Below are 23,321 nucleotides of genomic sequence, written 5' to 3' on the forward strand. Positions count from 1 at the left end.
TTTCTCTAATTTTTATTTTTGAAAGCAACTGTTCTAGACCTGTGTAAATAAGTTGCTATTAATTGAGTTATTACAGTTCTTTATAGTGCACATCACTGAGGTCACGAAGACGCTGCGCAGCCTGCTCTGCGGTAAGGTCGCGCTGGCTTTCCGCAAGCATCTCATAACCCACCATAAACTTGCGTACAGTAGCACTGCGCAACAGTGGCGGATAAAACAGAGCATGCAATTGCCAATGATCTATGTCTGTACCCTCTTCAAAGAAAGGGGCATAGTGCCAGCCCATAGAGTAAGGGAATGAACACTGAAACAAGTTATCGTAGCGACTTGTGAGTTTCTTAATAGCTACAGCAAGATCATCACGTTGCGCATCAGTGAGTTCGCTCATACGGCGAATGTGCGTTTTCGGCAATAGCATGGTTTCAAAAGGCCATGCTGCCCAGTAAGGTACAACCGCAATCCAATGCTCAGTTTCAACAACCGTGCGAGAGCCATCTTTTATTTCAGCTTCAACATAATCCACCAGCAGGTTTGAGCCCTGTTGTAGATAATACTCTTTTAAATGCTTCTCTTTACGCTCAATCTCATTGGGCAAGAAGCTATTCGCCCAAATCTGACCATGAGGATGTGGCTGAGAACAGCCCATTGTTTCACCCTTATTCTCAAAAGCCTGCACCCATAAATACTCTTTGCCCAACTCTTCAATCTGCTGATCCCAAGTATCAATCATGCCTCTGATTTTTTGTACTGGTAATTCGGGCAGCGTCTTACTGTGATCTGGTGAAAAACAAATTACTCGACTCAAGCCTCTTACCCCTTGAGTCTTAAATAAAGGGTTATCTGATTGCGGAGCATCAGGCGAATCAGGCATTAAGGCCGCAAAATCATTACTAAACACATAGGTACCACCATAATCAGGGTTTTCATCACCGGATATGCGTGTATTGCTTGGACACAAAAAACACTCTTGATCGTAGCTAGGCAATTCCTGTGTCGATGGTTTCTCATCCTGCCCACTCCAAGGGCGTTTAGCACGGTGTGGCGAAACTAAAATCCACTGTCCTGTTAAAGGGTTATATCGACGATGAGGGTGATCTACTGGGTTAAATTCGATGTTTGACATTATTGCTCTCTTTATTCGTAACCTTGAGGATTTCGGGATTGCCAGTTCCAAGTGTCAGCGGTCATGGCTTCTACACTACGACTGGCTTTCCAACCCAATTCTCTCTGTGCCTTTTGTGTGCTCGCCCAACACTCTGCAATATCCCCTTGGCGACGAGGACAAATCTCGTAGGGCACAGGTTTACCGCAAGCCTTGGCAAATGCTTCAACCATTTCTAGTACGCTTGAGCCTTTACCCGTTCCTAAGTTGTAAACATGCAGTCCAGCTTTTTCACCGACCGCTTTTAATGCAGCTATGTGTCCATCAGCAAGATCCATAACGTGAATATAATCACGGACACCGGTGCCATCTGGCGTTGGATAATCATCACCAAACACCGCTAATTTTTCTCGACGTCCAACCGCTACCTGGGCAATAAATGGCATTAGATTATTTGGGATTCCTTGCGGATCTTCCCCAATAGTTCCCGTTGGGTGAGCCCCTACAGGGTTGAAGTAGCGCAGCAATGTAATGCTCCAGTCGCTTTCTGCTTCAAACAAATCAGACAAACACTGCTCTACCATGTATTTACTGCGACCATACGGATTGGTCGTTGCGCCCGTTGGAGAATCTTCGGTGATAGGGACGAACTTAGGATCGCCATATACGGTAGCTGAAGAACTAAATACAATGCTCTTCACTCCTGCTTTTCTCATAGCACGACACAGTACCAATGAACCGTTGACATTATTATCGTAATACTCGAGAGGCTTTGCTACGGACTCCCCTACTGCCTTTAAACCCGCAAAATGAATGACGGCAGCGATATCATGCTGTGAAAAGACACTATCTAAGAAGGCTTCATCTCGGATATCTCCGAGATGAAATTTTGGCTTTGTATCAGTTAAAGCTGCGATACGTTGCAAGACTTCTTCTTTTGCATTGCAAAGATTATCGACGATGATGGGCTCCATACCCGCCTGTATCATCTGCACGCAAGTATGGCTTCCTATATATCCTAAACCACCCGTAACAAGTACTTTCACAGCAACCTCTCTGTACAATAAATAACTCAACTGCCAATCAGTTTAGCAATCAATGACAGGATCGATCTGTGATCAATCTCAATTAGTGTAAACGTTTCCACAAAAGTCACATCAAAGTATCAAATAAGAGTCTTTTAGCGCTTATAAAACGGCCAGATATTAATGTAAACGTTACCACTCAAGTTCTTAAAGATGACACCCCTAAGACGTTGAAAGTCTAGGTTTTCCTCAGTACATTTAATCTATCAATGTAAGGAAGCAATAAAATGGCCAACTATTTTGAAAACCCATTCATAGGGAAATCACTTAAACAGCAAGTCACCAACCCCAATATCATTGTCGGTGAACACAGCTATTATTCTGGCTATTATCATAAACACAGCTTTGATGACTGCGCTCGCTATTTATTACCGGATAGAGATGACGTCGATAAATTGATCATCGGTAGTTACTGCTCTATCGGTTCTGGAGCCGTATTTATGATGGCAGGGAATCAAGGCCACCAGCATCAATGGGCCAGTACATTTCCCTTTTTCTATCAAGATAACGAACATTTCTCAGATGCCAAAGACGGCTTTGAGCGCGCAGGAGATACCATCATTGGCAATGATGTATGGATTGGTGCTGAAGCGATGATTATGAGCGGCGTAAAGGTTGGAGATGGTGCCATCATCGCCAGTCGTGCAGTAGTAACCAAGGATGTAGAAGCTTACTCCATTGTTGGGGCAAATCCTGCAAAACATATCCGCTATCGCTTCAACGAGGATCAGCGCGCCCAACTTATCGAAATGAAATGGTGGGAATGGAGCGAATTGCATATCAAACGTGCGATGAAATTACTTTGCTCCTCTGATATCGAAGGCCTTTATGGGTACTGGAAAGAGAACATAGCAAGTGAGTAGTCCACGTTAAGAACAGGTCAATCGCCTTGGTGACTCTCTCTTAGTGACTATCTATTCGGGCCAATTTGAGAATTCGACTCTCTCATCGGCAATATAGAACAATATTTCACCGCTTTTAATCACAGTACTGAACTTTTGATTAATATTGACCTCACCAGCCATATTACGACTACCAATAATCGTCGCCTCGAAGTTCTGTTTGAAATCTAAGAACACTTTTTCCAGTTCAAAATCGGGCACGCCTTGAGGCACAACAATACTGTATTGAGTCTGCCCCTTGTGGGCAGACACCAATTCACTGTGCACAAAGCTACTGCCAAAATCTATTACCGACTTGGCCAGCAATTCAGTTGAGAGGTTTGATATGCATTCTGCATTTGGATAGTGCGCCGAAAGGATCTGACATTTTACATCATCAACAAAGTGAGCAACTAAGTGCGCATTCGGGTTCAATCTAGCCACAAACAAAGAAATGGTTAATGTCATTTCATCGGTGTCCGTATCGACAACCAAGCACGACGCTTTATCTATACTGGCTCGCTTTAAATCCTCTTCTTCAGTGAAGCTATGCGCATTAATAAACTCAACATCATCACCAAGTGGATTTTGTTCTTCTTGAACACTGACAAGCACAATTTTACGTTGCCTTTCTTCTCGCTTAAGCATTTGTACTAAATGTGGTGTTCTGTCTCGATTGTAGCCAATAATCACAATATGGTTGGTAAAATTCACGTTGTGTTTTCCTTTAAATTGACGAAACCAGAACGTCGAAAACGCACTGATCACCTTGCCGATAATGACACCAAACAAGCCTAGGGATAGAGGGATAACAAAGAAGGCCGTAAAAAGGCGACCATTTGGTGTAGAAGGTGACATGTCACCATATCCAACCGTTGAACCAGTAACAGCAAGAAAGTAAATGAAATCGACAAGCTGATCTGTGAGTGCATGCTCGCCAAGTATTCGGTAGCCCAAATAAACAAGCGTTGAATATGCAAATACCAAAAACAACGCATTGGTTTTCGCTAACACCAATGCATACCTCGACAGGTATTTATCCCACCAAATTAATAGCCGTTCTTTAACTGTCACTCTTTACCCTGCTTTAATTTGCATATCAAACGATTCGCAATACTAGAACCAATGGTATACCGCAGATATCCCGTAGTAATTAATATCAGGTCCACCAATATCGTTATACCATGTGTACTCAGCAATACCTGACCAGCTTTCATGGAATTGAAACTCAAGGCCGACGCCTAAATGAGGGGTCCAGCCTTGATCATCGCCAAAAGCATTTTCTCCGTTAGCTTTCCATTCATACGCTTGAACGCCAACCTTACCGAAAATGGATAGGCGCTCAACTATTTCATAAGACCCCTTGGTGGTCAGATCTAAAGTCTTAGCCTCATACCTGCCCGATACATCTTTTAGATCCGCTTCACCTAAATCGTGATACCCCAACTCAAAAGCTAACCAAGGCAGCGCTTCGATGCCTAAGAAAATCCCCCAAGCAAACGGAGAGTCATCCACATCAGTGATATCTGTTACCCCCGAACCCAAGTCCCCATAGTTGGCAGAGCCTAGTTTGACCCCAGCATAAAAATGAGAAAAGGTACTATTGTCAGGTTCAATCGATAATGAAGGAAACGACATTGCAGCTAATAGCGGGAATACGAGAACGCTCTTATTCATGCGCCAACACCCTTACACGCTCTAAAAACAATCATGATATTAGTACAACTAATACTAGACCTTGATTGTGATGAAATTGAGAAACACAGTCGTAAAAGTACTTAATCTAGAAATATTGATTTAAAAGTGTGACCAACTTAAAGGCGCAGTGAGCGATGTCTACATAACGAGAATAAGTAAAGTAACCACTTGAAATAAAAAGTATAATTTAGATTCTCGAAGGGAAAGTATTGCTATTTGGTCAGTGAGTAGTCATTCATTCGTGCGTACTTAATCGCATCATGACGCGAATGAACATTTAGTTTTTTGTATAGCTTATAGATGTGGCTTTTTACCGTACTCTCCGAGAGGAACAATCGAGTAGCTATTTGCTGATTCGAAATCCCGTACGCGAGTAACTCTAGAATTTGTTTCTCTCTAGAAGTCAAATCAGAGTCATGTTGCTCTGCTGAAAGATCAGAACAGCGATAGCTAGAAACCAATCTCTCCATATACGGTCGAGGTAACCAAAGTCCTCCATTGAAAATGTATTCAATACTTTCATTGATATGTTCGACCATCGCATTCTTAAGAAGTACACCTTTTAGCAACTTCCAACGTAGAAGGTCTTCATCAAGTGGTGTAGCGGGCACGTTGTGCACCATAAGAGGCCAACTTAACATATCAAAGTCAGGCAAGATTTGTTTGCTATCGATATCACGCAAGTAGCTGTGCTCTATCAAAACTAAGTCCGCTACAAGGTTTTGGCTGTTGGCAATCGCTTCATCGGGCAGGCATGTATGTACATTGAGGTCCAGGTTAGTAGCAAGCTGTTTCTCTAAAAGACTAGTTTGCAGATTTTTCTCCGCAAGAATCAACAAAGTTCGTGTGTTCATGATTAGTATTATTTGTGGCTCACACTACAACTCGAAAATGCCACCGCCTCACGATATTGGTTATTATTTGTACAGTAAATATAGTGTAAAGATCGTTTGTCTGATAGACAAAAAGATGAGCCTTGTATGAGAAACTAGCTTAATTCCTCATCTAAATTACTACCGATTTGAATGTCAGTTTACAACTTTATAGTCCACTAAAAGCGTCAACTCACTGTTATTGCAGGTAAACCTATCTCTCATACTTTACTTTAGAATCTTCTTAATTTAGTAAATTCTAAAGCTAAATCTAAGACTTATTCATACTTTTTTAACACCACTTTTCATACTCTAAGCAACCCTTACAGAAAACACCATAACCAACTGTTTTAATTGAATTTTATTGTATCATAATGGTTCCAAACGTCTGTTGTCCTTTCTCTCCCCCGAAACACCACTTTTGCTTACCTATAATCTGATTGCTCTCGAGGAGAAGTGGGAGTGAAGGGGTATTTTGCAAACCCTCAAATTGGACGAACAAGGATAATGGGGTACTTATTATGACTTTCTATAAAACAAACGTAGCAATAGCTTTGGCGGCTATTTTATTGAGCGCTAACGCACTGGCAAAACCTGGAGGTTCTGGCGGACCGCAACAACAATCTGCTCCGTCAGAAAGTGTTGATGTCGATGACAACTACGTAAACGGTGGTAATAACAACAAACAATGGGAAGACAGCGCAAACATAGACATGCAAGGAAGTGGTAACAATCACAACAATACTGATGACAACAGTAAAAGCCTAGATGTAACAGATAGCTTTAAACTTGACTCTGATATTGATGTTGATAAAAGCAACAACAGTACTCATGATACAGACAACAGCAAAAGCCTAGATGTTGCTGACAGCTTTAAAGTTGACACTGATATTGATGTCGATAAAAGCAACAACAGTACTCATGATACAGACAACAGTAAAAACCTTGATATTGCTGACAGCTTTAACATTGATGCTGACGGAAGCACAAACAACAGCAACAACAGAACCTACGAATTAGACATAGATGCCACCTTTGTAGTAGCTACTTCAGAACTAAATGGTGAAGTTGATGAGAACGAAGTCGAAATTGGTAGTAGCGGTGCTGGTTATGACCGAGGACGCAAAGGGCCAAGTCGACCTTCAGCTTCTGGAGCAGTAAATTTACGTGCAGTCAACAGTGTTGATGGCATGAGAAATGTTGCGGGTATTACGTCTGTTGCTCAAAATGCGGGTGCTAACTCATTGGTTCAACAATCTGTTAACACTAATGCGAGCATTATTCCTGAGTAAGTAGCTTTACTCAGCTAGGAGTGAACTATGCGTTGGATAATGTGCACAATCAGTTTGATGTTAACCTTCTCTGTGCACGCGGATGAACTAATGTTACCTGATAGTGCAGTCGGCAATGAAGTCATGGAACAATCTAGAGGCAAGCAGTCCGTAGAACTGGATGTTACTAGCCTAGCTTCTGATATCGATGGTACTAGTAAAGGGAATGTGGCACGTCACACAGTGAGTGGTGACAATATTCTCTCCCCAGGTGCGTTTTCGGATAATTCGGGTATTTCTAGTGTTATTCAAAATACCGGTAATAACGTATTAATCCAGAATTCAACCGTCGTCAACCTGAGTATTGAATAGCAACATGAAGAGGATAATGAGTCCCCTAGCCTGGTTGATGCTGACATTGTCAGCATCAACCTTCGCTATTGAATTTCTACCACACAGGGCAAACTACTCTGTCCCTGTAAAAAGTTACAAAGAAATCGTGTTTGGTGATATCTACCGCCAGCAATACGATTTCAGTTGCGGTTCGGCTGCACTGGCTACTCTATTAGAGTATCACTATCAACGCCCTTCTGAAGAACAGCAAATTTTTAACGCTATGTATGAAAAAGGAAACAAAGAGCTCATTAATCAAAAAGGATTTTCACTACTCGATATGAAGCACTACCTTGAATCTGTAGGTTTAAAAGCCGATGGGTTCAAGATAAGCCTAGAAAGAATGCGCAAGGCCGGAGTCCCTGGAATCACATTAGTGAATTTTGACGGTTACATGCATTTTGTCGTCATCAAAGGTATAGGTGATGACAAGGTAGTGTTAGGTGACCCCTCCAGGGGAACAATGGTTATGCCGATAAACGAATTTAATCAATATTACCAAGGCCTTGTTCTATTGGTACGAAATGAAGCAGACGTCGGAAGGACTAGCTTTGTCGATGCGGATACTTTCTCCATTTATGCATCCTCTCCTTTAGAGACAGGAATAATAAGAGACTCTATCGGGTTACATAGTATTACTCTTCCATCTTCTGGAGATTATTAGGAGTCACATGATGGCTAACAAATTAATAGTCGCGTTTGGATTATTGATGCTACCAATCAGTTTGCTACATGCAGATGAGTTAGATATGACAGACATCCAAATCGCTGATAACTACACCTTATCAACTCTGCGTGGCGGGTTTCGACTCAGCAATGATTATGTCATAGATATTGGAATCAGCATCACTGCTGCGGTGAATGGTAAAAATATCTATCAAACCACTATTGCCAACTTGGTATTTCGGAACGGCAGTCTGACCGCTGAACCTGCACCAAGTAGCGACAATAGTCTTCCAGAGAGTCCAAGCCTCGTAAATGTCGTGCAAGTAGGTGAAGGTAACTTCATAGAAGGTAAAGCTAGCCAACCTAACTCACCAGAGCCAACAAAACCCGATATAGTAACTGGACCTGGCATTATAAATATTATTCAAAACACTCTAGATAACAGCGTTCTCGGACTCAATACCGTCGTTGATGTAGATGCTCGCGTCGAAAGCGTTAACAAGCAAATCCGTGATGATCTTCGATTAAAAGAATCTCTCCTACAACATAGGTACTAATACTATTAGCTATTAAAAGTAGTAAGGAACTCGAACTGACAATTGGAAGTCTGGGGTATCCTCTGTGAGGCCCGCTTGCGCGCTTATATTGAGTGAAGAGCGCGGGTTCATTCTTAGGTTTACACCAAATGTTAAAGAATCTAAATGAAGAAGTTTTGCATCGTCAGGCTCTTGTCCATTGATCTTGCTCTTCAAAATGGTTCTGTGGTTAACCCCAATTGAAAAGGATAGATCTGGGTTAACAGCAAAGCCCATACCCCCGCCAATTGATATGGTATCCCCTAGATCAATCTCTTGTTCTTCACTGCCTCCTACCTCTACTTTATCTTTAATATTATAGATGTACCCTATATTGGCAAATAGCACGGCGGGATCCGTCGGGTAAAGCATCGTAAGACTAGGTTCAATACTCCAAAATCCTGAGCCTGTTGAAACATCCTCTAAGGTATTGGTTGTTTCATCAATGTCGATTTCATAAGGAGAACGACCCGTTTTCGTTTTCAGTCTCAAACCCCCGATCCAATAGGGCGTGCTATCAAAATTAAACTGGTGGCGTAAACCGATCTCTAAATCCCCCATTGCTCCACCACTATTCGAACGGCTAATCACATCCGGAGAGCCATCTTGGATCGGTCTCACGACTACCTGATCATTACGATAGACATAAGGCAACCTCAACTCAAACTCGGTCGCATTGGTTAATCCGAGACGTGCTGTTAGCCCGAATGTAGTCGTAACAAAATCAGCATCGCTCACCTCTATTCGTCCAACGATTAGCGTAGGAAGCACAGTATAACCAACGACAGAAACACGATTGGAAGAGTTTTGAGTAAAGCTAAGGGAACCTTCTAAGGACCAAGTTCCCTTGGGGGATAGAACACCTGGTTTATCAATGACATCACCCACTGTCAGCGTAACATCATTGTTTTCTTCTGCATGGATTCCTTGGCTCATGCACAATAAAACGGTGCCACACCAGACAATCGATTTGTCCAACATCACTAGATCCTTCTTTTTGAGGGTGTTTAATTTTTAGACAACATTGACGTATATCGCAAATATTTAGCTCAAAAAACAGCCACCAAGAAGATACAATTCAGAAATATCTTAAGAGGAATAATGCTCATCATTTCTGACGAGATTTTCTAATATGGTCGGTAAAGAGGAATTTCAACGTGGCCGGCTTCTGCACCCGACCCGCGCTTCAATACAAAATAGCTTATTCAAAAACGCAAAAAGCCCGTCATTTCTGACGGGCTTTTCTAATGTGGTCGGTGAAGAGGGATTCGAACCCCCGACCCTCTGGTCCCAAACCAGATGCGCTACCAAGCTGCGCTATTCACCGAGTTCTCAATGAGGAGTATTTCCTGCTGAGACCGCGTATATTACGGATTTTTTCTGACTGCGCAATACCTATCTTTATAAAAATGCGTTTGAATTACCTATGTGGCGACAAAACACACTACCTCATTAAAAATGAGAGCTACCAACCATTAATAGCAAACTTAAAGTTACATACGAGCAACAATTGATCCAGATCATCTCTACTTTCAAGTCACAAATTACTATGGTGACATCATTCAGCAATGAGTGATGAATCTCCTCACTAGATCAGTTAGCAGCCAATTGTTGCACCGAGGCAATCTGAATTGCCTCGGTTTTTCTTTTTTAAGTGACGTACGTCGTTTTCCAATTATAATCTCCCTATCCCAACCGATTTCTTGATTTCTATGTCTGAAGAATTTGACAATGATTTTTCCTTCCAGGAAATGATGGGAGATGTGAAGCCTCTCCATCAAGATACTGCAGTCCATAAAAAGTCTCACACGACCGATGATAACCATCTACTGAGACAACTGGCAGCGGTAAGTATTGAAGAAGAACTACCGGAATACTTAACGCTTGATAATGCCCCCATGCTAAAGCCTGACGACATTATCGAGTTTAAACGTAGCGGTGTACAAAATGGCGTTTATCGTAAGCTAAGATTGGGTAAATACCCAATTCAAGCAAAATTAGATCTTCATCGTAAAACGCTAACCCAAGCAAGAGATGAAGTTGTACACTTCCTTAAGCAATGCTTAAGGCTTGAGGCAAGAACGATCATTATCGTGCATGGCAAGGGGCACAACTCAAACCCACCAGCACTAATGAAAAGTTACGTTGCTTTTTGGCTACAACAAATTAATGAAGTACTTTGTGTTCATTCAGCTCAAGCCTTCCACGGTGGAACTGGCGCAATCTATGTAATGCTGAAGAAGAACGAAGAAAAGAAACTAGAGAACCGAGAACGTCATCAAAAACGTCAAGGTTAACTCAAAACCGAGAGAACTATGTCTGATAACGCAAAGCGACTAAATAAATTCATCAGTGAAACTGGCTTCTGCTCTCGACGAGAAGCGGACAGACTGATAGAACAAGGCCGAGTAACCATTAATGGTAAAAATCCAGAAATGGGCACCAAGGTCACTTCAGAGGATGAAGTTCTTGTCGATGGCAAACCACTACGAGCAAAACGTAAGGCTATCTACATTGCACTCAACAAGCCTACAGGTATCACCTGTACCACAGAGCGCGATATCCCTGGAAACATTGTCGACTTTATTGGACACAAAGAGCGTATTTTTCCCATTGGCCGATTAGATAAGCCCTCTGATGGCCTTATTTTCTTAACCAATGATGGCGATATTGTAAATAAGATCCTTCGAGCAGGGAACAATCACGAAAAAGAGTATGTGGTTCGTGTTGATAGACCCATCACTCCTGAGTTCTTGAAGAAGATGGCAAGTGGCGTGTCAATTTTGGACACGGTAACCTTGCCATGTGAAATCACCAAAGAGTCAGAATACAGCTTTCGTATCACCTTGACCCAGGGACTAAACCGCCAGATTCGACGCATGTGTGAGGCATTAGATTACCGTGTATTCAAACTGCGCCGAGTGCGTATCATGAATATCACCATCGATGGTATTCCCAACGGTAAATGGCGCTACTTAAGCGACGATGAGGTGAAAACCTTACTTGAGCTTAGCGGCGACTCTGTAGGAACAGAAGAGGCATCCGTAAAGGACGCTAAAGGTCGACGTATAAGGAAAGCCACTGACGCTAAACTCTACGATAGTCGCGAAGAAAACCAAGCCTCTAGAGCCCGCCGCAACCGCGATGAGCAAAAACAGGTGTTTGATGGTAAGTTTACCCCTAGCAGACACAGACCAAAGGGCAAACCGTCTTCAGGCCAACCATCAGGTAATAAGAGTTACTCTAAGCCAAAAGCCAACCCAGCAAAGACAAGCGAGGGTAACAAGCCTCGTGTGAAAGGGAAATTAAGCCTGAAAAAATAGGTTTACTTGTAGCTGTCAGCTTCAAGCTGACAGCTACAAGAGCTACTGCCTCTCATCCTTAGGTGAATCCATCACCACCATAGTAGTAATTGATTTCACATACTCACACTCCCCGAGCACATCGGCATGAATACGCTTATACGAGGCTAAATCTTGCGTCTCGATTCGTAGCAGATATTCATTAGCACCTGTAATGTTGTGACACTCGACTACTTCTTCCACAAAGCGCACATGCTCTTCGAAGGCATGCTGTGCCTTCTTGCTGTGAGATGAAAGCCCTATCGACACATAAGCGACGAAGCCCACGCCAAGCTGCACTCTATCAAGAAGCACTCTATAGCCCTTAATTACGCCTTTACGCTCGAGATCTTGCACCCTTCTCAATGTTGCAGAAGCCGATAAACCTACCTTCTCGGCCAGTTCTACATTGGCTAGTTTTCCGTTTTGCTTTAGTTCTTGCAATATTCTTTCGTCAAACTTATCCATGACGCACTCAAATTGTTTAAATAAGGTAATTACTATCAATATAAGCAAATAATTGCTCAATGCTCCAATTAAAATTGTTCTATCCATTCACGATAGAAGGCATTAATCATGGAACTGCATCATTTGGGCGCGTTGTTGCTGTTTGCATTGGTATCCACGTCGACTCCCGGTCCTAACAACATAATGTTGATGAGTTCTGGTGCGAATGTCGGATTTAAAAAAACCATCCCACACATGCTAGGAATTACCATAGGATTTTCCGTAATGCTGATCTTGGTAGGCATTGGGTTGATTGGCGTATTTAATGCCTACCCACAAAGCCACATCATACTTAAGTATGTAAGCCTCGGGTATTTGCTCTACTTGGCCGCTAAGATTGCCACCAGCGGTAAGGTGAAAGAGCAAGGTTCATTCTCACCAATGAGTTTTTTAGGTGCTGCTAGCTTTCAATGGGTCAATCCAAAGGGATGGTCAATGGCGTTAACCGCTATAGCGTTATTTAGTGCAACGGGGGCATGGTGGGAACTGCTGGTGATAGCTGGAGTCTTTACCTTGGCGAATATACCATCGGTTACTCTTTGGACATTAGCAGGCACGCAACTGCAACGCTGGCTGACTACCCCAATTCGAATTAAAAGCTTCAACGTAAGTATGGCATCACTACTACTGCTATCAGCGGTTTCGATGCTCTAGCGTTACTCACTTAGAGGAGTAAGTTCACCCTTTACTTGTTCAAGTAAAAGCTTTGGATTGATCTCTATCTCCAGTCCACGCTTACCACCGCTAATGCAGATGGTCGTTTGATGCTCAGCACTTTGATCAATAAAGGTAGGCAGGCGTTTTTTCTGAGCTAGCGGGCTAATTCCTCCAACCAGATAACCTGTGATCTTTTGTGCCAATGCAGGATCAGCCATTGCTGCCTTTTTAAGCTTGTTTGCCTTGGCGGCAAGCTTGAGGTTCAGCTTTTTATTAACAGGGACAACAGCAACGCCTAGGCCTTGCGCACTGCCATCCACTGAGAATAATAGAGTTTTAAACACCTGCTCCGCTGGCTTACCCGTCGCCTCGACCGCTTCTAATCCAAAGCTTTCATGGTTTGGGTCATGCTTATATTGATGAAGCTCAAAAGGTACTTTGTTCTTTTTCAATAAACGAACAGCAGGTGTCATGGTTCTCTCTTAATTTACTGGTAACGAACTTCGCCATTTGGCGCGTATAGCGTTACGTCTAATGGGCTATGACTCTCAAGATACTCTTTCAGAACCTCAGCATCAACGAAACCCGTATCCACATAGCCAGAATGATTAGTGATCACAGGATAACCATCACCACCGGCTGCATTAAAGCTAGGGATACTAAAGCGATACATACCGTTTGGATCAATCGCTTTTCCGCCAATCATCACATCAGTAACACCTTTACTTGTCACTGTCATAGAAATACCAGCAAACTGAGCATAAGCACCGGAGTCTGTTGGCTTCAATGCAACTACATTCAGGTAGTCCAATACCTCTACACCCGTCATGTCGACATAGGTAACGATATTGCCAAACGGTTGAACCGTTAACACATCTTTATAAGTAATGCTGCCCTGTGCAATCGAATCACGCACACCACCTGAGTTCATTACTCCAAAATCTGCTTTTGCACGAGTCATGTGTGCAGTAGCAATCAAACGTCCTAGATTCGTTTGTTCAAATCGAACCTTATTACGGTCGCCCTCTAGTTTACCGTTAGACTCCGCAATCTTCACATTCAGCTTTGCCTGACCTTGTTCTTGATACGGGGCCAAGAAATCTTCAATATCCGAATCTTGCTCTATTTCTTCGCCGACGATAACGCGCTCTTTCTTACCATCAACCTCAACCTTTTTAGTCAGGTTAATAGGTACAAGCTCATAGTGAACAAGGTTCAGTTCGCCATTTTCATATTCGTAATCAGCGCGTCCCACATACTTACCCCACTCAAAGGCTTGCATGATCCAGGTGCCGTTCTGTTGGTCAGGTTGACACTCATCACCAGGCTTAAATTGCTTCTTAACCAGATTAGGCCCTTCCATACAAACTGGCTCTTGCGAATGACCACCAATCACCATATCTAGAGCCCCAGTTGGAAGATAGCGAGCTAAAGCCACATCACCGGGAGCATTTCCTCCATGCTGACCGTCTTGGTAGTGCCCCATGTGTGTTACTGCAATGGTGATATCGGGTTGTTCCGATTGCTCAATCTCTTCTAATAACTGTTTGGCTTCAGGTTTTGGATCTCGGAAGTCGAGAGATTGAATATATTCTGGGTTACCGATCTTAGCGGTATCTTCGGTGGTTAAGCCGATCACGGCTATCTTCAGGCCTTCTTTTTCAAACATCTGATAAGGCTGGAACTTACGTGTTTGACTCTCTTTGTCATAGATATTAGCAGACAACATAGGGAACTCAGCCCATTCTTGCTGCTTTTCTAGAACCGACAATGGATTATCAAACTCGTGATTGCCCAATGCCATTGCGTCATAGCCTAGTAGCGTCATGCCTTTGAAATCCGGTTCTGCATCTAGAAGATCTGACTCTGGAACACCCGTATTAATATCACCACCAGAAAGCAACAATACAGCGCCACCTTCCGATTCAACTTCTTCTCTGATTTGATCGATAAGTGTCTTTCTTGCCGCCATACCTAGTTCGCCATATTTGTTTGGCCAGAACCGACCGTGATGGTCATTGGTATGTAAGATTGTCAGCTTTTGAACATCGTTGGTTTCAACAATATTGTCTGATGCGCAGCCTACTGCAAGCGTACCAAACGCAACAGCTAGGACTAGTGATTTCATTTTTAACCGTTCCATGTATTTCTTTCCAATGAAATGTATTCGCACAAAAAATAGCAACAAAAAAACGGGCTTGCGAATGCAAAGCCCGTTTTTACTATAACTATCACAGTGTTAAGGTATTTAACCCTATTTGATATCGATATGAGCAAAGCTCTTAATCAAATCATCCAGTGATTTCATTTGTGCTAAGAATGGTTCTAGTTTATCTAAAGGCAGAGCAGAAGGACCATCACAGCGCGCTTTATCTGGATCTGGATGCGCTTCAATAAACAAGCCAGCAATGCCTGTAGCTAGGCCTGCTTTCGCCAGTTCTACCGTTTGCTCACGACGACCGCCAGACGCTGCACCACTTGGATCTCGCATCTGCAGTGAGTGGGTCACATCAAAAATAATAGGACTGCCGCTTGATACCTTCTTCATCACGCCAAAGCCCAGCATATCGACAACTAGGTTGTCGTAGCCCATACATGCACCACGCTCACACAAAATGATTTTGTCGTTGCCACACTCAGCAAATTTATCAACGATATTACCCACCTGATTTGGGCTCATGAACTGAGGCTTCTTCACATTGATCACTGCGCCAGTTTTTGCCATAGCCTCAACAAGGTCCGTTTGACGAGCTAAGAACGCTGGAAGCTGGATAACATCAACGACTTCTGAAACAGGTTGAGCTTGTGCTTCAGTATGCACATCAGTAATGATTTTCACACCAAAGGTAGACTTCAGCTCTTCAAAGATCTTCATTCCTTCTTCAAGGCCTGGACCACGGTAAGAGTGAACTGAGCTACGGTTTGCTTTATCAAACGAAGCTTTAAATACGTAAGGAATACCTAAGCGATCCGTTACTTCTACATAGTGCTCACATGCACGCATTGCGAGGTCGCGTGACTCAAGAACATTGATCCCACCAAATAGCGTGAAAGGCTTATCATTGGCTACTGAAATATCACCAACCTGAACTACTTTTTGTTCCATGTGTATCTCTCTTTTTTAAAGCTAGTGTAAGACCACTGGCTCATCGTTAATTGATTTTAACTGTAACTTGAGCATGTCAGCCGCTGGATCGTGGGGACATTTCTCAATGAAAAACTCGTAATCTTTGCGTGCAATCTGGAAGCAATTGAGCTGCTGATAGATGAAGCCTCTATCGCGAATCTCATACGGGTCTTCAGGTACCAAGCTAAGCGCAAGATTGCTACACGCCAAAGCTTGAGTATAGCGCTCCTCACGCATAAGAGCGCCTTTCAGCACACCTAGCCAGCGTCCGATAATGGTAGAGGTATCAGCAATCGACAAGTGCTCAGGTTTAAGCATGGCCGCATTACCCTCAGCACCTTTAAGCCAAGATTGTAAGGTATGCTTAGCCACATACTCGCCATTAAACGGATTCACATAATCAGGCTTCATATCAGGCCATTTAACGACTAACAAGAATTGAGTTGGAAAGCTTACGCCCTCAATTGGAAACCCAAGTTTGCGACCTAAATACAACAGTAGTGCCCCAAGGCTGACCGGGATACCCTTCTTACGTTGTAAAACCTTTTCTACAAACGCGTTTTCAGAAGAAAAGTAGTTTTCGTAGTCACCCTGAAAGCCCCACTCTTGGTAGAACATACGCAATAAGGCATCAAAGCGCGCCTTCTCGCTTGTCTCTCTCGATAAAACCTGTTCCGCTTCATCAAGCATCTTTTCTAATTGCAGCTCAACCCAAGTAGCATTAATGCTAGGGTCGACCTCTGAACAAAGACGCAGTGCGCCTTCGACCAATTCTAAATCATCAAGACCGTTAAACCACAGATCTGACATTGTTTACCCCATAAACATTGGCATTTTCGTCATACCAATCTTGAATGCCATCAATAACCAGCCCATAGCACCTAAGAAAGCAAAGCCACGTAGCAATTGGTTTTTGCCCATACGCAGTGCAAACACGCCGAGCGCAATGTAGGCCAATAACGCGGTGAATTTCTCTGATAACCATTCAGAGCCAGGGGCAAATGGAACCCAACCTGTCACAAACAGCAACATGATGCCTGATAAGATCAGCAAACCATTTACGGCATGTGGTGCAACTTTAATGAAAGTCTTGTTTTGTAGCGGTGACTTGGTCACCATCAAGATATACTGAGTTAGAAACAATCCCGCGCTCAGTGCTATCAACATTAGATGAATATGCTTTAATCCAACGTACATTAATTTCTTCCTTTAAATTGGCCTAAGGTCACTCTATCTTGACCCGCATAGTCTTGTTCAGTAGAAACGGACTCGTAGCCCATCTCTGTAAGAATTTGTCGTGTTGCTTCGCCTTGATCATAGCCGTGCTCCATGAGCAACCAGCCATTCTCCGCAAGATACTTCGTGGCATGCAATGCAATATGCCTAAGATCCGCTAAACCATTTTCCTTAGCCACCAGTGCCGAGTCTGGTTCAAAACGAACATCCCCTATAGCTAAATGTGGATCTTGCTCGTCAATGTAAGGAGGATTGGATACGATAATCTGGAATGGCCCCTCATTGACAACAGGTTCAAACCAACTGCCCTGCAAGAATCGGGCATTACGAATACCCAATTGGCTCGCATTTTCTGTTGCAAGAGCCTGAGCATCCGCCTGAATATCAACACCGATAAACTCAAAGTGGGGACATTCTGATGCTAAGGCAAGCGCTATAGCGCCAGTGCCAGTGCCAAGATCTAACCCTTTACCTGACTCTGAATCTATTTTCTCTAATGCCAACTCAACCAAGCGTTCCGTGTCTGGGCGAGGGATTAAAGTGGTAGGAGAAACCTTTAAAGGTAGCGACCAAAACTCTCGCTCACCGGTAATATAAGCAACTGGCTCGCCACTAACTCGGCGCTCGATAAAGACATTAAAATCTTCATTCTGCTCTTCTGTTAGGGCTTTTTCTGGCCACGTTAGCAAATAACTGCGCGGCTTCTGCAATACATGACAAAGCAGTACTGATGCATCAAGCTTCGCTGAATCAGCGCCGGACTCGGTTAACAAGAGAGTCGCTGCAACGAGCGACTCTTGAATACTAGGCAAAGACACGAATTAGCCGTGCTCAGACAGCGCAGCTAGCTGATCAGCTTGGTGCTCAGTCATCACAGGGTCGATAAGCGCGTGCATATCCCCCTCTAACACCTCGTTTAGACGATAAAGAGTTAGGTTGATACGGTGATCAGATACGCGGCCTTGTGGGTAGTTATAGGTACGAATACGGTCACTACGGTCACCTGAACCCAGTAGGTTACGACGAGTATCAGAAACCTCTGCTGCACGCTTAGCTTCTTCTGCCTGAATAATACGAGCCGCTAGCACAGACATCGCCTTCGCTTTGTTCTTATGCTGTGAACGCTCGTCCTGACATTCAACCACAGTACCGGTTGGCAAGTGGGTAATACGAATTGCAGAGTCAGTGGTGTTAACGTGCTGACCACCCGCGCCAGATGCACGGAAGGTATCAATCTTAAGATCGCCTGCTTTAATCTCTGGCAGATCCGCTTCAGGGATCTCTGGCATGATCGCAACAGTACATGCTGAAGTATGTACACGACCTTGAGATTCAGTCTCTGGTACACGCTGCACACGGTGACCACCTGATTCAAACTTCATGGTGCCATACACACCATCGCCTGAAATCTTAGCGATAACTTCTTTATAACCGCCTTGCTCTGATTCGTTAGCACTCATCACTTCAACGCGCCAACCTTTCTTCTCCGCAAACTTAGAGTACATACGGAAAAGGTTACCCGCGAAAATGCCCGCTTCATCGCCACCCGCACCAGCGCGGATTTCAAGGAAACAGTTACGCTCATCGTTTGGATCTTTAGGTAGCAATAAGATTTGCAGCTCATCAGTCAAAGACTCGATGTTTGCTTTTGCATCTTTGATTTCTTCCTGAGCCATTTCTTTCATCTCAGGATCATCTTCGTTCGCCATCTCTTGCGCCGCTTCAAGATCTTCTTGAGCTTGCTGGTAGGCTTGGAAGCACTTAGTGACTTCCTCTAGCTGAGAATACTCTTTTGATAGTGCGCGGAACTTGTTTTGATCACCAATAACGTCGGGATCACCAAGCAGGTGCTGCACTTCTTCGTAACGCTCAACCAGCGTTTCTAACTTCACTAAAATCGATGCTTTCATATTCTTCTTAAATTAGTTAAAGGTCTTCAAGACCTAGGCTCTTTCTCAATACAGCCAAATCATCCAACTCTCCCTTCTCAGCCGCCTCTTGAAGCGCCTTAGTTGGGGCGTGGATAAGCTTATTGGTTAATTTGTTGCTTAACTCTAGTAATACTTTTTCTGGATCACCACCAGTGTTCAAAGCTTGCAAGCTCTTTGCGAGCAAATCCTGTCTTATCGTGTGAGATGCACGGCGATAGTCTCTAATGCTTTCTACTGCTTTGCGAGAACGCAACCAGCTTTGAAACTCTTTGCTCTCAATACCGATGATTTTTTCAGCTTGAACCGCTTCTGCTCTACGCTGTTCAATGTTCTGATCAATGATGGACTGCAGGTCATCAACCGTATAAAGGTATGCGTCGCTTAACTCTGACACCTCTGACTCAATATCACGAGGGACTGCGATATCGATAAACAATATTGGCTTATGCCGACGAGACTTAAGTGCGCTTTCAACCATCCCCTTACCAATAATAGGCAAAGGACTGGCAGTAGAGCTGATCACTATGTCTGCTTGTACTAGCGCCGTAGGAATCTCACTTAAGCTCACTACCTGCGCATCGAACTGCGATGCTAGGCCTGCTGCTCGCTCCTTAGTTCGATTAGCTACGGTCATTTGAGTGCATCCATTGTCCGACAAATGCTTGGCCACCAATTCAATGGTTTCACCGGCACCGACTAGCAATACTCGTGAGCGATCTAATGACTCAAAAATGTGTTTTGCTAGCGTGCATGCCGCATAAGCAACGGATACAGCATTACCACCAATGTCCGTTTCAGTACGAACGCGCTTAGCAACAGAGAAAGCCTTTTGAAAAAGCTTATCAAGGTTACCTTGCACCGCTTGATGCTCTTTCGCATCAGCGTAGGCTTGCTTTACTTGTCCCAAGATTTGAGGCTCGCCCAAAACCAGAGAGTCCAGTCCACACGACACCCGCATTAGATGTTGGATAGCCTGCTCATCACTATGTGTGTAAAGGCTTGGTTTTAAATCACCATCATCAACCTGATGAAAGTCAATCAACCAATCAACAATATCGCTGCTTGCTTGTGCATCAACATCGACATAGAGCTCAGTGCGATTACACGTAGATAAGATCACACTGCCACTGACCACAGGCATTGATTGCAACTGCTGCAAGGCATCGCTCATCTTATCTGGAGAAAACGCGACTTTCTCTCTCAGTTCCACCGAGGCGGTATTGTGATTGATTCCTATGGTCAATAGAGACATGGACTACTTAGACATGGACAAAACAAAACCGCAATTTTACTTGAACCACTACAGCAATAAAAGAGGCTTTATTGTATCATTGGCACAAACCTTGAATCAGAACTCTCATTCTTGACATGCAAATGACTCAAATATCTCTTTTTTCTAAATGGTTGGTTAGGTTTACACCAATTGTTTTGGTCTTGTTTTTATTTGGCTGTGAAACGACACAGCACATGCCTACGCACAGTGTGGAATATCAAGACCATCAGCAAAAGCTTTCCGCTCTGACTCATTTTCGCATCACTGGAAAGCTGGGTTACATAGACCCAACCCAGCGCCAAAGCCTTAATTTCCATTGGAAACAGTCTCCCGAGAAAAGTGAATTACGCCTTTCAACCTTTTTAGGAAAAACTGTGCTGAATCTGGTGATCGATGAAGAAGGGGCAAAAGTAACCGACATTGATGGCAATCGCTACTTTGACAAAGATGCCGACTTACTTTTCTATCAACTGACAGGAATGCGCCTACCTATCGTTTATATGCAAGACTGGATCAAAGGGCAGCCTACGGCGGCAGATAACTTCCAAGTAGCCGACAACGGTACTTTGCTTTCTCTACAGCAAACTCGCGCGGAGCAAACTTGGTTAATGGATTATAAAGGCTACCAAGAAAACGATAATGTTATTCTTCCCAATAGAATGACCCTCTCTCGTGATCCTATTAAGTTAAATATCGCTGTTAGCAAGTGGGAGATTCAATGATAACCACAGCCACCACTTGGCCCTCTCCTGCCAAGCTTAATCTTTTTCTTTACATTACGGGTCGTCGTGCAAACGGCTACCACGAGCTGCAAACCTTATTTCAGTTCATTAACTTCGGTGACGAGCTCACGATTTCAGCCAATGACAGTGGAAAGATTACGGTTGCTCCTGAGCTTGCCGGTGTGCCGCTAGAGCAAAATCTTATCTGGAAAGCTGCAACGGCGTTGCAAGCACACTCACAATGTCGATTCGGTGCAGACATCCACATAAAGAAAGTACTTCCTATGGGAGGTGGTATCGGTGGCGGTTCTTCGAATGCTGCAACGACTTTAGTTGCCCTTAACTATTTATGGGATTTGGATATCCCTCTGCCACAATTAGCAGAGATTGGATTAAGCTTAGGTGCAGATGTTCCGGTATTTGTGCAAGGCTTTGCTGCCTTTGCTGAAGGCGTCGGTGAGAATCTGACCCAGGTTACTCCTGCAGAAAAGTGGTATTTAGTGGTAAGACCGGACGTGAGCATTGCCACTGTAGATATTTTTACTCATCCAGATCTGACGCGAGATACCAAAAAACGTAGCTGGAATGAACTAGATAGCAGTCCTTACGAAAACGATTGCGAAAAAATAGTGCGTTTACTGTACCCAGAGGTTGATAAGCAACTTTCATGGCTGTTACAATACGCGCCGTCAAGATTGACGGGGACAGGATCTTGCGTTTTTGCTGAGTTTGATACTCAATCGGAAGCAGAAACCATATTAAGACAACTCCCCGAAAATACAACAGCATTTGTTGCACAAGGAAACAATATTTCTCCTTTGCACCTGACATTGGCGCAGTTTACTGCCCAAACACTACCCAATTAACTGGACGCAACCTTGAGGTTTCCACCGTGCCTGATATGAAGCTATTTGCTGGTAACGCAACACCTGAACTAGCCCAACGCATTGCTGATCGCCTATACATTTCTCTAGGTGATGCTACTGTAGACCGTTTTTCTGACGGCGAAGTCGCTGTACAAATTAATGAAAACGTTCGTGGTAGCGATGTATTTATCATCCAATCAACGTGCGCACCTACCAATGACAACCTAATGGAATTGGTGGTAATGATCGACGCTATGCGTCGTGCTTCTGCTGGCCGTATTACAGCTGTAATCCCTTACTTTGGCTATGCTCGCCAAGATCGCCGCGTGCGCTCTGCTCGTGTGCCAATCACGGCTAAAGTAGTCGCTGACTTCTTGTCTAACGTTGGTGTTGACCGCGTTCTAACTATCGACCTACACGCTGAACAGATTCAAGGCTTCTTCGACGTGCCGGTAGACAACATCTTCGGTACTCCAGTACTGCTAGAAGACATGGCAAACCGTGGCCTAGAAGATCCTGTAGTTGTTTCTCCAGATCTTGGCGGCGTTGTACGTGCTCGTGCTACTGCTAAAGCGCTTGGTGACATCGACATCGCTATCGTAGACAAGCGCCGTCCACGTGCTAACGTTTCAGAAGTAATGAACCTAATCGGTGATGTTGAAGGTCGCGACTGCGTGATCGTTGACGACATGATTGATACTGGTGGCACTCTGTGTAAAGCAGCTGAAGCTCTTAAAGAGCGCGGCGCTAAGCGTGTATTTGCTTACGCAACTCACGCAGTGTTCTCTGGTAATGCAGCTAAGAACATCAAAAACTCTGTGCTTGACCAAGTCATCATTACTGATTCAATCACACTAAGCAAAGAGATGGCAGCAACAGGTAAAGTTACTCAGCTAACTCTATCTAGCATGCTTGCTGAAGCTATTCGTCGCATCAGCAACGAAGAGTCAATCTCTGCGATGTTCAGCCACTAATTACTGCTGACATCAGGTTCAATTGAACCTAAATAACTTTGAAAATCCCGGTACTTAGTAATAAGCACCGGGATTTTTTACTCTTAGCCATGTTGCGTGCTATCATATCGCGCTTTTTATTGTCACCTACATTTACGAGAGTCA

The 23,321-nt window shown here is 43.8% G+C and carries 26 protein-coding genes and 1 tRNA gene; 11 read left to right on the forward strand and 16 right to left on the reverse strand.

What is annotated here, in order from left to right; all coding sequences use genetic code 11:
• Positions 1-70: 70 nt before the first annotated feature.
• Together OCU46_RS10365 and galE are read right to left on the reverse strand one after the other, a co-directional pair.
• Positions 71-1,123, reverse strand: coding sequence for a UDP-glucose--hexose-1-phosphate uridylyltransferase (locus tag OCU46_RS10365; RefSeq protein WP_141273525.1), 1,053 nt, complete (start codon positions 1,121-1,123; stop codon positions 71-73).
• Between the two features lie 11 nt (positions 1,124-1,134).
• On the reverse strand, positions 1,135-2,148 hold the full coding sequence (galE, locus tag OCU46_RS10370) for a UDP-glucose 4-epimerase GalE (protein ID WP_141273523.1): 1,014 nt from the start codon (positions 2,146-2,148) through the stop codon (positions 1,135-1,137).
• A 266-nt stretch (positions 2,149-2,414) separates the two neighbouring features.
• Here galE and catB point away from each other — a divergent pair, with 266 nt between their 5' ends.
• On the forward strand, positions 2,415-3,050 hold the full coding sequence (gene catB / locus OCU46_RS10375) for a type B chloramphenicol O-acetyltransferase (protein WP_141273521.1): 636 nt from the start codon (positions 2,415-2,417) through the stop codon (positions 3,048-3,050).
• 51 nt (positions 3,051-3,101) lie between these two features.
• Here catB and OCU46_RS10380 read toward each other — a convergent pair whose 3' ends face one another.
• The 3 genes from OCU46_RS10380 to OCU46_RS10390 all read right to left on the reverse strand — a co-directional run bounded on the left by OCU46_RS10380 (position 3,102) and on the right by OCU46_RS10390 (position 5,620).
• A complete protein-coding gene (locus tag OCU46_RS10380; RefSeq protein WP_141273519.1) occupies positions 3,102-4,142 on the reverse strand; it encodes an ion channel in 1,041 nt (346 codons plus the stop codon).
• 42 nt (positions 4,143-4,184) lie between these two features.
• A complete protein-coding gene (locus OCU46_RS10385) occupies positions 4,185-4,745 on the reverse strand; it encodes an outer membrane beta-barrel protein (protein WP_141273517.1) in 561 nt (186 codons plus the stop codon).
• A 233-nt stretch (positions 4,746-4,978) separates the two neighbouring features.
• On the reverse strand, positions 4,979-5,620 hold the full coding sequence (locus tag OCU46_RS10390) for a response regulator transcription factor (RefSeq protein WP_141273515.1): 642 nt from the start codon (positions 5,618-5,620) through the stop codon (positions 4,979-4,981).
• Positions 5,621-6,159: 539 nt separating this feature from the next.
• Between OCU46_RS10390 and OCU46_RS10395 the strand changes: the two genes are divergently transcribed.
• Genes OCU46_RS10395 through OCU46_RS10410 form a run of 4 tightly spaced genes read left to right on the forward strand, consistent with a single transcriptional unit; the run spans position 6,160 to position 8,525 of the window.
• Positions 6,160-6,930, forward strand: a complete 771-nt coding sequence (locus OCU46_RS10395) for a hypothetical protein (protein WP_141273513.1) — start codon at positions 6,160-6,162, stop codon at positions 6,928-6,930.
• Between the two features lie 27 nt (positions 6,931-6,957).
• On the forward strand, positions 6,958-7,281 hold the full coding sequence (locus OCU46_RS10400) for a carbon storage regulator (protein ID WP_141273511.1): 324 nt from the start codon (positions 6,958-6,960) through the stop codon (positions 7,279-7,281).
• A gap of 16 nt (positions 7,282-7,297) precedes the next feature.
• Positions 7,298-7,966 carry a C39 family peptidase gene (locus OCU46_RS10405; protein WP_244311470.1) on the forward strand — a complete coding sequence of 223 codons (669 nt, stop codon included), beginning with the start codon at positions 7,298-7,300 and terminating at the stop codon, positions 7,964-7,966.
• 10 nt (positions 7,967-7,976) lie between these two features.
• The gene (locus tag OCU46_RS10410; protein ID WP_244311469.1) at positions 7,977-8,525 is read left to right on the forward strand and encodes a hypothetical protein; all 549 of its coding nucleotides are present in this window, start codon (positions 7,977-7,979) and stop codon (positions 8,523-8,525) included.
• A gap of 12 nt (positions 8,526-8,537) precedes the next feature.
• On the opposite strand, the gene OCU46_RS10415 is transcribed toward OCU46_RS10410, so the two are convergent.
• Positions 8,538-9,524: a transporter gene (locus OCU46_RS10415; protein ID WP_141273507.1), complete on the reverse strand. Its 987-nt coding sequence runs from the start codon at positions 9,522-9,524 to the stop codon at positions 8,538-8,540.
• 269 nt (positions 9,525-9,793) lie between these two features.
• A tRNA-Pro gene (locus OCU46_RS10420) sits at positions 9,794-9,870 on the reverse strand.
• A 385-nt stretch (positions 9,871-10,255) separates the two neighbouring features.
• Here OCU46_RS10420 and smrA point away from each other — a divergent pair.
• Positions 10,256-10,840 carry a DNA endonuclease SmrA gene (gene smrA, locus OCU46_RS10425; protein ID WP_141273505.1) on the forward strand — a complete coding sequence of 195 codons (585 nt, stop codon included), beginning with the start codon at positions 10,256-10,258 and terminating at the stop codon, positions 10,838-10,840.
• 18 nt (positions 10,841-10,858) lie between these two features.
• On the forward strand, positions 10,859-11,866 hold the full coding sequence (gene rluF / locus OCU46_RS10430) for a 23S rRNA pseudouridine(2604) synthase RluF (protein ID WP_141273503.1): 1,008 nt from the start codon (positions 10,859-10,861) through the stop codon (positions 11,864-11,866).
• A 42-nt stretch (positions 11,867-11,908) separates the two neighbouring features.
• On the opposite strand, the gene OCU46_RS10435 is transcribed toward rluF, so the two are convergent.
• Complete coding sequence (locus tag OCU46_RS10435) at positions 11,909-12,352, reverse strand: Lrp/AsnC family transcriptional regulator (protein WP_141273501.1); 444 nt, start codon at positions 12,350-12,352, stop codon at positions 11,909-11,911.
• Between the two features lie 108 nt (positions 12,353-12,460).
• Here OCU46_RS10435 and OCU46_RS10440 point away from each other — a divergent pair, with 108 nt between their 5' ends.
• Positions 12,461-13,045, forward strand: a complete 585-nt coding sequence (locus OCU46_RS10440; protein WP_141273499.1) for a LysE family translocator — start codon at positions 12,461-12,463, stop codon at positions 13,043-13,045.
• Positions 13,046-13,047: 2 nt separating this feature from the next.
• Here OCU46_RS10440 and ybaK read toward each other — a convergent pair whose 3' ends face one another.
• From ybaK to hemA, 8 genes are all read right to left on the reverse strand, one after another.
• Positions 13,048-13,521, reverse strand: coding sequence for a Cys-tRNA(Pro) deacylase (gene ybaK / locus OCU46_RS10445; protein WP_141273497.1), 474 nt, complete (start codon positions 13,519-13,521; stop codon positions 13,048-13,050).
• Positions 13,522-13,535: 14 nt separating this feature from the next.
• Positions 13,536-15,176 (reverse strand): bifunctional UDP-sugar hydrolase/5'-nucleotidase UshA, encoded by a 1,641-nt coding sequence (gene ushA / locus OCU46_RS10450; protein WP_141273495.1) that lies wholly within the window; start codon positions 15,174-15,176, stop codon positions 13,536-13,538.
• Between the two features lie 126 nt (positions 15,177-15,302).
• Positions 15,303-16,154 (reverse strand): 3-deoxy-8-phosphooctulonate synthase, encoded by an 852-nt coding sequence (kdsA, locus tag OCU46_RS10455; protein WP_141273493.1) that lies wholly within the window; start codon positions 16,152-16,154, stop codon positions 15,303-15,305.
• A 21-nt stretch (positions 16,155-16,175) separates the two neighbouring features.
• Positions 16,176-16,985, reverse strand: coding sequence for a SirB1 family protein (locus tag OCU46_RS10460; RefSeq protein WP_141273491.1), 810 nt, complete (start codon positions 16,983-16,985; stop codon positions 16,176-16,178).
• Positions 16,986-16,988: 3 nt separating this feature from the next.
• Entirely contained in the window at positions 16,989-17,372 is a 384-nt protein-coding gene (locus OCU46_RS10465) for a SirB2 family protein (RefSeq protein WP_141273489.1), read from the reverse strand.
• The gene (prmC, locus tag OCU46_RS10470) at positions 17,372-18,229 is read right to left on the reverse strand and encodes a peptide chain release factor N(5)-glutamine methyltransferase (RefSeq protein ID WP_141273487.1); all 858 of its coding nucleotides are present in this window, start codon (positions 18,227-18,229) and stop codon (positions 17,372-17,374) included. The genes OCU46_RS10465 and prmC overlap by 1 nt, the downstream gene beginning before the upstream one ends.
• 3 nt (positions 18,230-18,232) lie before the next feature.
• Complete coding sequence (gene prfA / locus OCU46_RS10475; protein ID WP_141273485.1) at positions 18,233-19,321, reverse strand: peptide chain release factor 1; 1,089 nt, start codon at positions 19,319-19,321, stop codon at positions 18,233-18,235.
• A gap of 16 nt (positions 19,322-19,337) precedes the next feature.
• Entirely contained in the window at positions 19,338-20,594 is a 1,257-nt protein-coding gene (gene hemA / locus OCU46_RS10480) for a glutamyl-tRNA reductase (protein WP_141273483.1), read from the reverse strand.
• 122 nt (positions 20,595-20,716) lie between these two features.
• On the opposite strand from hemA, the gene lolB reads away from it, so the two are divergent.
• The 3 genes from lolB to OCU46_RS10495 are packed head-to-tail and all read left to right on the forward strand — an operon-like array spanning position 20,717 to position 23,177.
• The gene (lolB, locus tag OCU46_RS10485; RefSeq protein ID WP_337972445.1) at positions 20,717-21,337 is read left to right on the forward strand and encodes a lipoprotein insertase outer membrane protein LolB; all 621 of its coding nucleotides are present in this window, start codon (positions 20,717-20,719) and stop codon (positions 21,335-21,337) included.
• A complete protein-coding gene (gene ispE / locus OCU46_RS10490) occupies positions 21,334-22,203 on the forward strand; it encodes a 4-(cytidine 5'-diphospho)-2-C-methyl-D-erythritol kinase (RefSeq protein ID WP_141273479.1) in 870 nt (289 codons plus the stop codon). The genes lolB and ispE overlap by 4 nt, the downstream gene beginning before the upstream one ends.
• 26 nt (positions 22,204-22,229) lie before the next feature.
• Positions 22,230-23,177 carry a ribose-phosphate pyrophosphokinase gene (locus OCU46_RS10495; RefSeq protein WP_017027129.1) on the forward strand — a complete coding sequence of 316 codons (948 nt, stop codon included), beginning with the start codon at positions 22,230-22,232 and terminating at the stop codon, positions 23,175-23,177.
• Positions 23,178-23,321: the final 144 nt, after the last annotated feature.

This window comes from Vibrio comitans (assembly GCA_024346835.1).
GTDB lineage: Bacteria > Pseudomonadota > Gammaproteobacteria > Enterobacterales > Vibrionaceae > Vibrio > Vibrio comitans.